Here is an 11,197-nt window from a genome sequence, read left to right as displayed (position 1 = left end):
CCGCTATAAATAGCGGGCCTTTTTATTTTAATGTGGCGGAGGGATAGGGATTTGAACCCTAGAACGGGATAAACCGTTGCCGGTTTTCAAGACCGGTGCATTCGACCACTCTGCCATCCCTCCGAACGCGGTGAATAATAAGGGTATTAGAAAAAATGTAAAGCCTTGATGTGTTCGATGGCACAACAAATGTGCAAAATGACACAAAAAGGCTCACGTTTGCACAATATTTACCCTTTTTAATCTTTAAAGCGCTTTCATTGCAAGCTTGCCTCTCTTGTTGGCGAGTTGCCAATAAGAGAGGCTTATATCAACAATAATACTTAGTGTACTAAACCACGACGCTTTAATAGGGCGTCGGTTGATGGTTTTTTACCGGCAAAGTCGATGTAGCTTTGCATTAGATCTTGGCTATTACCTTTTGACAATACTGCGTCACGGTATTTTTGGCCGTTCTCTAAGGTTAATCCACCGTGAGCCATCATGTAAGCAAACGAGTCAGCAGCAAACACTTCAGTCCATAGGTACGCATAGTAACCCGCTGAGTAACCGCCGCCGAAACTGTGGCTAAAGTAAGTGGTTTTGTAGCGTGGTGCAATTGGGCCGTAGTCTAGGCCGTGTTTGGCTAGTGCTTGTTTCTCAAAGGCGGCAACATCGGTAATTTCGGTGCCAGCTGGAATTGAATGCCATTCCATATCAAGCAACGCTGCAGCTAAGTATTCAACTGTGCCAAAACCTTGGTTAAAGGTGTGTGCTTTTAACACTTTAGCTAATAACTCTGCAGGAATTGGCTCACCAGTTTGGTAGTGTTTCGCATAGTTGGCTAACACTTGTGGATCAACACTCCAGTCTTCGTTAGCTTGTGATGGAAACTCAACAAAGTCACGTGCAGTTTTGGTACCGGCTAAGCTTGGATAGTTAACTTGTGAATATAAACCGTGAATGGCATGACCAAATTCGTGGAATAACGTGCTCACTTCATCAAACGTTAACAGAGTAGGTTGACCTTCTGCTGGTTTAGGTACGTTAAGTGCGTTGTACACCACTGGCTTAGTATTTTGTAAGAATGACTGACTAACGTACTCATCCATCCATGCGCCGCCACGCTTACCAGGGCGGGCGTACATATCGAGATAGAACAAACCTAGTGAGCTGCCGTCTTTGTTAAAGATTTCATAACCAGTGACGTCTTTGTGCCACACAGGTAAGTCAGTACGAGGTTTTACGGTAATGCCGTACAGTTTTTCCATTGCGAAAAACAAGCCGTCGTTTAATACGGTATTCATTTCAAAATAAGGTTTAACCTGGCCGTCGTCTAAGTCATATTTGGCTTTACGCACTTTTTCTGCGTAGTAAGCCCAGTCCCATGGTTCTAAAGTAAAGTCTTTACCGTCTTTAACGATTTCGGCTTGAATGTCTGCCGCTTCTACTTTGGCTTTAACCAGTGCTTTCGGGGCTAAGTCGTCAAGAATGCCATAAACCGCTTCTGGGTTTTTGGCCATTTGGTCGCCTAGCGAGTATGCCGCCCATGTTGGGTAACCTAATAGTTTGGCTTTTTGTGCACGCAGTTGAGCAATTTTGATGTTTAACGGCGCGTTGGTGTCCATGGCGCGATATGCTGAGGTTTCCCATAGCTGTTTACGTATATCGCGGTTTTTAAGGCTAGAAAGCAATGGTTGAGTGGTGGTGTTCACTAAAGTGATCATGTAACCCGTTTTACCAGCAGCTTTAGCGGCAGCAGCTAATGATGCAATGTCGTTGTCTGATAAGCCGTCAAGTAGGGCTTTATCTTCAATTACGATCACGTCGTCATTAAATGACTTTAATACGTTTTGTGAGAAGCTGGTTTCAAATTTGGCTAGTTCACCGTTTAGCTCACGCATTGTTGTTTTGTCTGCGACTGATAATTCAGCACCGGCACGGACAAAACGGTCGTAATACACTTCAACTAAACGTAAGTCTTCGCCTGTTAATGTGGCTTTATTTTTATAAATCGCTTGGATACGAGCAAACAACTTTTCATCAAGATAGATGTTGTCTTGATGTGCCGTTAGCTTAGGCACAATTTGTTCTTCAACACTGATGAAGTTGTCGTCTGAGATAAGCCCTGACAGGTTGAAAAACACTCGTTGAGTACGGTCTAAAATCGCGCCGGTGTTTTCTAGTGCGACAATGGTATTGTCAAATGTGGCTGCTTCGCTGTTATTGGTGATAGCGGTGATTTCAGCTTTGTGATCTTTCATGCCTTGCTCAAATGCTGGCAAGTAGTCGCTGGCTGTTATTTTGTCGAACTGTGGTGCCATGTATTGTAAAGGGCTTGGTGTTAACAGTACGTTTTCGGCAGTGGCAGGCGCTTTAGTCATAGTTGTTGATGCATCTGTTGTCGTTTTGGCTGCCATGGCGGTGTCTGCTGATTGCTCTGAACACGCGCTGAGCATCAGTGCAGCACTAACTGCAGTCGTGATAAGTGTTTTACGCATTGAAATATCCTTGGGTCTTGGCCCTTTTAGGTGTTTTTATGCCTATTCAAAGTGTGTGGTGCGGCTGAATAGTGACAATAAAAACATAAAGTAATAACCCCAGTACAATACCAAGCCTGCGGCTTGCAGCAAAGGTTAATGGTATTAACTAAGATTAATTATTGTAACTAAAGTTGCCAATAGTGATGTTTGTTAGATTTTGCGGCATTCTGGCCGTAATTGTAGTGGTAATTTGTGGATATTCGCGTAGCTTAATAGCAATAGATAGCACGATGAGGGTGATAGATGAAAGCGGGTAAACACGATACAAAACTGCTCAAGCTCGCGATGGAGATTGGCATGGGATACGCGCAAAAGCGTGGTTTTGAAGATTTTGGCAAAGGTATTTCGCCAAAAGATAAAGTGGAATGTATTTATCGATTATTAGTGCAAGACAATTTAATCCAACCATTAGCCGAAGATAAAGATGATGGTCCGAATCGTAAACATAAATTGATATTGTGGATTAGTAAGCAACTGCCTAAAGAACATGAGTTATTGAACTAAGGTTACCAACCTACACCATAAATTAAGCCCAAATGAAATGGTATTTCATTTGGGCTTTTTGTTATTGATTTTAAAATGTATTTCTCGTATTGGGTCTAGTGCTGACGCTTACATCCGTACCTATTTTAGTACCTATTTCCGTGTCTAGGTTCAGGATTAGATATTGAATTAGCGTGATTCAATTTCAACAATTTTTAAGCTTATCAACTGCTTTTGCCATTGTTGCTTATTCACACCCTCTACCCAAATAGTATCACTTTGGCGATGTTGACCATTACGCAGGTAAGTTTCTGGCATACGGAATATCGCTTCCCAGGCTTCAAGCTTTTCTGTTTTGAGTAATGCACCGTTGTCATTGTAAAAACTCACTTCAACTTCAACAACCGTGACATGTTCGTTACTGGTGCTATCAAAATCGAACACTAAGCCGAGTTTATCGCCTTTCCATTTTGTGTCTGCAAGGGTGATTTTAATGCCGTCTTTAGCCGTACTTCCCAATAATTCTGGTTGTGCTAACGCCGCTGCAGTTAAGCGTGTGGTTGATATTTGAGTATTCATTGCTGGTGCAGTTGGCATGGCAACCGTTGGTGTTGCAACAGGTGTTGTTACTGCTGCTATTGACGCTGCAGATGCAATGGTCGGCTGTGTTACTCCATTTGCTTGCTTTGCGATGTCGGCTTTAGCGGCTTGCACTGGTTGGGTTACTGTTTCGGTAATGATGTATTCCCAAGTGAAGTCGTCTTTTAGACGAACATTGGCGCCATTTTCTAAGGTGATAACAGCAACATTGGCGGCCATAGCGGCTGGAGCAAGTAATAAAAATAGGGCTGATGCGATCGCATTAAGTTTGGTTTTCATCTATTCATCCTGATTGAAAGTCTTTAATACTTTGGCTCATTCTACGGACTTTTATAGTAGAAATGGAAATAAACTGTGGTTCGATATTCATATTTTGCCCCTGTATGTGATGGGGCAATATTTTATGCGTGTGTCGCTATTGTTAGGTGATGCATGAATTCATTTTAGAATGTTAATTTCAGGTTAATAATCATACTCATTTAAACGCTGTTTGTTGATGTCGATCAAATGCAGATACCTCTTTGTGAGTAACACTGAGCATGTTTCGAATACATAGAGGACGTGTGATGAAAATTTATTATTCAGTATTGATGTTATCTTCGGTTTTATTGCTGAGCGCTTGTGGCGGCAGTGATAGTACAACCGATGAAGTTAACCCTTTAGGACAATTCTCTTTAGGGGTGTCTGATGCCCCTATGGCGGGAGTGTCCCGGTTAGGGCTAGTGATGAATGAACTTGTTATGACGGACGCTGCGGGGGAAATACACCGTTATAGTTTACAACATATGGAGTTTAATTTGCTCGATTATCAGGGCATGAATAGGCATCTTGCCATTGATAATATCGATCTACCTGTTGGCCAATATCATAATGTCCACGTGACAATTGATCAGGGTGATGGCAATCAGGGTTGTTACGTTGAAGATGGCCAAGGCCGTCATAGTTTGCAAGTTGAAAATGGTTATTTGCCAATAGAAGATGTTGAGATTATAGCTAATCAACACCGTGTAATGACATTGGAAATTAACTTGTACCAAGGTCTGCTAATGGATCAAGAACAATACCAATTACGTCATCGTGCAATGTGGTCAGTCGATAATAGTCAAATGGGCCATTTAATTGGAGAAGTTGATCCGCAATGGATTGCCAATTGCGAAACTGAGTATTCGGCTCTCACTCCTGTTGGCGGGGAATTTTATCATTTAGCTTATTTATATCCTGACAGTGTCAGCTCTATTGATCAAATGGCCGATATGGGAACAACACCTCCTGCAGGGCTAACGGCTCCACTGTCGGTGAGCCGATTGTTACAAACTACGGATGGAGATTGGTATTTTGCAATGGGCTATTTACCCGAAGGGAACTACCGCGTTGGTTATAGCTGTTTAGGTCATTTAGATGATCCAATCCTTGATGACATTAGCACCGGACCATTTGTCATGTATGAAGATGCAGGCTCTATAGCGATTGAATCTGGCCCTCTTGGTGGACAACAAACGGTACATGAGTGTGGCAACGGCAATGGTGGGCATCATGAAGGCCATGGTGGACATGGTGGCTAGTACTGAGGTCAATTGAATTTATCCACCATTTGATTTGGTCAATCAACTGGGTCAGTAAGACATACAATCAATGATGTCTTACTGACTCTAGCCACGTTATTTTCCCTGTATCCATGTTTATTATGTCGCGATAGATAATGATTTTAGCGCGCCATAACCTCCGTTTTCTCTCTCGATATTATCCAATAAAAAACCAATCAATATTAGCAATTGCTGAAGGTGATGTAGCTCATAAAATCTAACATTGGTGTCAAAAACGGGTTTTGATTTACAGAGTAAAGAGTAAACTCATCCTTAACATGTAAAATTTATACATGAATAATATTTGAGGAGTAGAGTTATGTTTTGTGTGCAATGTGAGCAAACCATTAGAACACCAGAAGGCAATGGCTGTAGTTACTCGCAAGGTATGTGCGGCAAGTTAGCGTCGACGTCTGATATTCAAGATTTATTAATCTATATGCTGCAAGGCGTGTCGGCTTATGCAGTTAAAGCGCGTGAGTTTGGCATTGTAGACAGCGACATTGACACTTTTGTGCCTAAAGCCTTTTTTGCCACGTTAACTAACGTAAACTTCGACGATGAACGCTTAATTGATTATGCCTACCAGGCACAAACCTATCGCGACCAATTAAAAGCGGCTTATATTGCTGCGTGTAAAGGCCAAGGTGTCGAGCCAGAAATGGTCAGCGGTCAAGGTGAGTTATTACTTGCTACATCAAAACCTGAGATTTTAGCCCAGGCGCCAATTGCACTGCTTAACGGCGGAGACGTAAATGAAGACATTTTAGGCTTACGTTTATTATGCCTATATGGCTTAAAAGGCGCAGCGGCTTATATGGAACATGCTCGCGTATTAGATCAAACTGACGTTGATGTGGCTGCTGAGTTCCATAAAATCATGGCATTTTTAGGTGAAGATTCTGTTGATGCAGACAAGCTGTTTGCTACTGCAATGGAAATTGGCCAATTAAACTACCGCATTATGGCGATGTTAGATTTAGGCGAAACCACCTCTTTTGGCCATCCTGAGCCAACACAAGTGAATACCAAATCTGTTAAAGGTAAAGCGATTTTAGTGTCTGGTCACGACATGAAAGATCTAGAGCTTATTCTTGAGCAAACCGCAGGCAAGGGCATTAATGTCTTTACTCACGGCGAAATGTTACCAGCACTTGCTTACCCAGCATTTAAAAAATACGCGCATTTAGTCGGTAACTATGGCGGCGCTTGGCAAAATCAGCAAAAAGAATTTGCCACTTTCCCTGGTGCAGTAGTGATGACCTCAAACTGTATTATCGACCCTACCGTTGGTGAGTACTCTGACCGTATTTATACCCGCAGTATCGTAGGTTGGCCTGGTGTCACTCACGTTGAAGGTGATGATTTCAGCGAAGTGATTAACAAAGCCCTTGAACTTGAAGGTTTTGCTTATGATGAAATTCCACACATGATCACCATCGGTTTTGCCCGTAACGCCTTAATGGCAGCAGCACCCACCGTAGTTGAAAACGTTAAAAATGGTTCTATTAAGCACTTCTTCTTAATTGGTGGTTGTGATGGCGACAAATTAGAGCGCAATTACTTTACTGACTTAGCTAAGTCTGTGCCTGATGATTCAATTATTTTGACCTTAGGTTGCGGTAAGTACAAGTTCAATAAATTAGACTTTGGTGACATCAATGGTGTGCCACGTTTACTTGATGTGGGCCAATGTAACGATGCCTATTCTGCTATTCAGTTAGCGTTAGCGTTAAAAGATATTTTTGAGTGTGACCTTAATGATTTACCGCTGAGCCTAGTGTTGTCGTGGTTTGAGCAAAAAGCGATTGTAGTGTTGTTAACCTTGTTATCACTTGGGGTGAAAAACATCCGTACAGGACCTACTGCGCCAGCATTTTTATCTGAAAATCTAATGAATATTTTAGAGCAACAGTTTGGTTTGCGTGGCACTACCGATGTTGAGTCAGACTTAAAAGCAATGATGAACGTGGCGTAATTAGCCATAAAAATCGTGCATTTATGTTACACGTATTTGCACGATAACGATTAAAGGCGATGTGAGACTTTCATATCGCTAACTGTATTTTTTACTGCGTTAAGGTATCAAAATGAGTAGTGCTCCCTCAGTCGGTTTTTCATTTTCACAAGCGCTTTCTGCCCAAGTGGCTAAAAAGGTGACTCCTGTTAGCGAGGCCCCCGTTATCGAGACCACGCCAACGGTTGAACCCGCTGCACTGGCAACCCCGAAAGCACTTTTGGCAGCTGATAACTGGCAACGAGGCGAGGTACAGCTTTGCTGTGTTGAAAAATGGAATGAAACCCATGATGTGGTCAGTTTCCGCTTTCAGGGACTCACACCGGTTAAATTTAATTTTAAACCGGGGCAGTTTATTACCTTTAAATTAGATATTAATGGCGACAAGGTTTACCGCAGTTACACTATTTCATCGTCACCTTCACGACCATTTTCATTAGTGGTCACGATTAAAAAAATCGCTGGTGGTGTGGTGTCTAATTACTTAACTGAGTCGCTCAATGTTGGCGATGAAGTGACGGTTACTGGCCCTGATGGGATATTTAACTTGGTCGACATTGAGGCCGATAAGTACTTATTCTTAAGCGCGGGTTGCGGCGTAACACCAATGCATTCTATGTCGCGCTGGCTTTGCGATACCACTACCGACAGCGATATTGCCTTCGTACACAGTGCCAAAACTGTCGATGACATTATGTTTGCTAATTCAATGGCGTCGATGGCATCACGCAGCCAACATTTCAATCTCAATTATGTATTAGAGTCTGACGGAAATAAGCAAAATTTGACTGATAAGCATGCCTCTACAGGTTGTGAAAGTGGTCGCTTAAGTTTAGAAACCTTAGTTAAGTTAGTGCCAGATTATCAACAGCGTACCGTATTTGTGTGTGGACCTGAGCCATACATGGCGGCGGTAAAGTTAATGCTTAAAGCTGCCGAATTTGATATGAGTCAGTTCAATCAAGAAAGCTTTGGTGCAAGTAGTGCCATGGGATTGAAAGCTGCGTTGGAAAGTAATCCATCAACCGAGCAGTTTATGCTGAGTATTGGTGATAATCAGGTGCAGCTAACTGGCGACCAAAGCCTACTTGATGGCATAGAGTCAGCAAAATTACCGATTATTGCCGCATGTCGTTCAGGCGTATGCGGTGCGTGTAAATGTCAGGTTGTTTCAGGCACCACTGTGTCGTCTAGTAAAATGGCGTTAACGGCTGACGAAATTGCAGCAGGCTTTGTATTGGCGTGTTCAACCAAAATGACCTCAGATGTGCGCTTACAAATGTGATATGTCTTACCGTAGTACATATAAGCCGACTTTGTAACGGTCGGCTTATACGGTACTCGTTGAGTGCGAAACTATTGCGATACCATTTGCGACACATGCAGTAGATTAAAATAGTGGTGTCATTGAGGGGATTAAGTATTGCTGGGCAAACTCATTGGCATCTACCGGTTTTCCCAGATGATAACCCTGCCATATGTCAGCCCCTTGCTTAGCCACAAAATCGGCTTGAAATTGATTTTCCACCCCTTCTGCCACTAACGACAACTGTAAGTTATTTGCCATGGCGATAATGGTGTTAACTAACTGTCGGCTCTGTTCTGAAGTATCAAGATTACGAATAAAGCTGCGATCAATTTTGACTGAGTTAAACGGATAGTATTGCAAGTAACTGAGTGACGAATAACCGGTACCAAAATCATCTAACGACAAACGGATCCCATGCTGATTTAACTTGCTCAATACTTCCTGGGCATATGCTGCATCGTGGATTAACGCATTTTCTGTTAGCTCAATCTCAAGCAAATGGCCGGGTATGTTGTATAACTCAAGCAAGCTAACAATCTTATCGACTAAGTAACTGTCTTTTAGTTGTATGGGTGACATATTGATTGCCAGATAAAAATCGCGATTATATAGCTCACGCCAGTAAGCTAATTGTTTCAGAGCGCTTCTTAATACAAAATAACCTATTTCAATGATTTTGCCTGAATGTTCTGCAATTTCAATAAATTCAGCCGGCGAAACTTGGCCTAAAGTTGGGTTGTTCCATCTTATAAGCACTTCAGCGCCAACAACACTTTTGCTTTGAGTGCTTACAAATGGCTGGTAATGCAATGACAATTCATCGCGTTTAAGTGCGCCTCTTAATAATGATTCCATTTGTATGCGACTAGACAGTTCGGATTCCATTTTTTGGTTAAAGAACTTATAGCTATTGTTATTACCCATTTCACAATGTGATAGCGCGGCGCTGGATTTTCTTGATAGGTCCATAAATCCACTACCATCGTTGGGGTAAAATGCGACTCCCATAGCAGTGGTAATGGATAGCGGTAATTCATCGACATAAATATCTTGGCTAAAGTGCTGACATAAGCGACTGCAAAAAGTCGCCATCTTATCGCCATATAGTTGTTTCTTGGTGGAGATGACGATACAGAAGGTCGTATCACTGACAATGGCAAGATAAGTATTATTGGGTATAAAATGTTGTAGTTTTTGCGCGACCACATTACGTACTTTTTCAGTGATGTCATAACCTAAACCGTCTTGAATGACTTTTAAGTTGGTGATGCTGAAATGGGTTACCGAAATACAGGTTAAGGCGTCGCTTTTCGTCAGGTTGTTAAACACTGTTTCGAGTTGACTAAATTTAGGCAAGCCAGTGACGCTGTCGAAACGTTGTTGAATATCTAATAGTTTTTCCGCGGCGATGCGTGAATCGATTTCTTGCATTAAATTGCTGTTAAGCTGCTCTAAGTCTGATGTGCGCTGCGCAATACGAGTTTCTAACTGTAAATTGGCTTGAGCCAGCTTTTCTTTTTGGTAGAGTATTTCTAGATTACTTTCAACATTTTGACGAAAACAATCTAACAGCAAAATAAGATCATCGGAGTAGCTATTTGCTTTTTGGTCTAGCATGCAAATGGTGCCAAAGGGCTCTCCATCAGGCCAGTTGAGTGGTACGCCATAATAAGAAACCATACCAAATTCAAGCTCAGGATTTTGACTCCAGCGAGGATCTTCTAGGGCATTTTTGACATGTAATTCTGTTTGCTGCTCAATCACTGATTCGCAATATAAACTATGTCCCAGCATGTCTTTCATCCCGGGGGCATATGGGCTGTTGGCATTATGATTGGCGACAAACACTTCCATTTCATCAGTATGAAGTTTCATAATTAACGATGCAGGCACTTGAGCGACTTTGGCAATCAGATCAACTGTTTTTTGCCAAGACTTCAGCATTTCAGGGGTTATCGCAATCGTATTATTTTTCAAAAGTGTAATTACCTCTTATTTTATTGTGTTGTTACTCAATAAACAGGCTGTTTGTATGTGAAGAAATACGGTAGCAGGCCACCAGTCTGTAATGGGTGAGTTCGAGATAATTAACATCTAAACTTTATGGCATCTAAATTTATTGCATATAACTAAGTGATATTATTATTCTTTACAAATCAATTCGTTATATTGGCACGGCGTCATGGTGCACTGATGTAACCTGAAGTCTTGAATGAAGGAAAAATACTGGTTGGGTAATTTCAGAGAGTCCATTGTGATACTACATACCGGCTTAAGTGTTGTAGCTGCTCTTTCATCCATGAATATCGTATCGATTTCTTGCAATACACTAATACAACCTAACACATATGCAGTCTCTATGTTGGTCATTAATATTGTTTTGTTATTTGCTCAGCTATAGGCGAGTGATATGGCTTAGTGTGAGCTTTATGGTATTTAATTTTTCATGTAAGCTTTTGATTAAAAATAATTTATATTTTATTGCTAAAAACGTTTAATACTATTACCAGCGGTACTAATTTTATGAGGTTAATTTGATTTCGGTACAGGAAACTAAGCTAATGTTAAGCCAGCACGATAGAGCCAGCTTTAATGAAAAAGTAGCATGTCAGTTTTGGCTTGCTGTTTTTTTAGATTTAGATGTTGAGATAGATTTAGATGTTGAGATAGATTTAGATGTTGA

At 41.5% G+C, this 11,197-nt stretch carries 7 protein-coding genes and 1 tRNA gene; 4 read left to right on the top strand and 4 right to left on the bottom strand.

Annotated features, from left to right (window positions below; all coding sequences use genetic code 11):
* Positions 1–33 precede the first annotated feature (33 nt).
* Both H5125_RS20900 and H5125_RS20895 read right to left on the bottom strand, forming a co-directional pair.
* Positions 34–123: transfer RNA gene (locus H5125_RS20900), tRNA-Ser, on the bottom strand.
* 200 nt (positions 124–323) lie between these two features.
* Entirely contained in the window at positions 324–2,480 is a 2,157-nt protein-coding gene (locus tag H5125_RS20895) for a M3 family metallopeptidase (protein WP_182745317.1), read from the bottom strand.
* A 285-nt stretch (positions 2,481–2,765) separates the two neighbouring features.
* Here H5125_RS20895 and H5125_RS20890 point away from each other — a divergent pair, with 285 nt between their 5' ends.
* Complete coding sequence (locus tag H5125_RS20890) at positions 2,766–3,026, top strand: DUF5062 family protein (RefSeq protein ID WP_011639029.1); 261 nt, start codon at positions 2,766–2,768, stop codon at positions 3,024–3,026.
* A 168-nt stretch (positions 3,027–3,194) separates the two neighbouring features.
* On the opposite strand, the gene H5125_RS20885 is transcribed toward H5125_RS20890, so the two are convergent.
* Complete coding sequence (locus tag H5125_RS20885; protein ID WP_182745315.1) at positions 3,195–3,884, bottom strand: DUF3157 family protein; 690 nt, start codon at positions 3,882–3,884, stop codon at positions 3,195–3,197.
* A 287-nt stretch (positions 3,885–4,171) separates the two neighbouring features.
* Between H5125_RS20885 and H5125_RS20880 the strand changes: the two genes are divergently transcribed.
* The 3 genes from H5125_RS20880 (at position 4,172) to H5125_RS20870 (ending at position 8,490) form a co-directional block, all read left to right on the top strand.
* Entirely contained in the window at positions 4,172–5,167 is a 996-nt protein-coding gene (locus tag H5125_RS20880) for a DUF4382 domain-containing protein (RefSeq protein WP_182745313.1), read from the top strand.
* 340 nt (positions 5,168–5,507) lie between these two features.
* Positions 5,508–7,166: a hydroxylamine reductase gene (gene hcp / locus H5125_RS20875; RefSeq protein ID WP_162023969.1), complete on the top strand. Its 1,659-nt coding sequence runs from the start codon at positions 5,508–5,510 to the stop codon at positions 7,164–7,166.
* Between the two features lie 112 nt (positions 7,167–7,278).
* The gene (locus tag H5125_RS20870; RefSeq protein ID WP_182745311.1) at positions 7,279–8,490 is read left to right on the top strand and encodes a hybrid-cluster NAD(P)-dependent oxidoreductase; all 1,212 of its coding nucleotides are present in this window, start codon (positions 7,279–7,281) and stop codon (positions 8,488–8,490) included.
* 105 nt (positions 8,491–8,595) lie between these two features.
* On the opposite strand, the gene H5125_RS20865 is transcribed toward H5125_RS20870, so the two are convergent.
* Entirely contained in the window at positions 8,596–10,491 is a 1,896-nt protein-coding gene (locus H5125_RS20865; RefSeq protein WP_101085066.1) for a sensor domain-containing phosphodiesterase, read from the bottom strand.
* Between the last annotated feature and the right edge of the window lie 706 nt (positions 10,492–11,197).

It is taken from the genome of Shewanella sp. SR44-4 (genome assembly GCF_014163715.1).
Taxonomy (GTDB): domain Bacteria; phylum Pseudomonadota; class Gammaproteobacteria; order Enterobacterales; family Shewanellaceae; genus Shewanella.
This window is presented reverse-complemented; position numbering and strand designations above follow the sequence as displayed.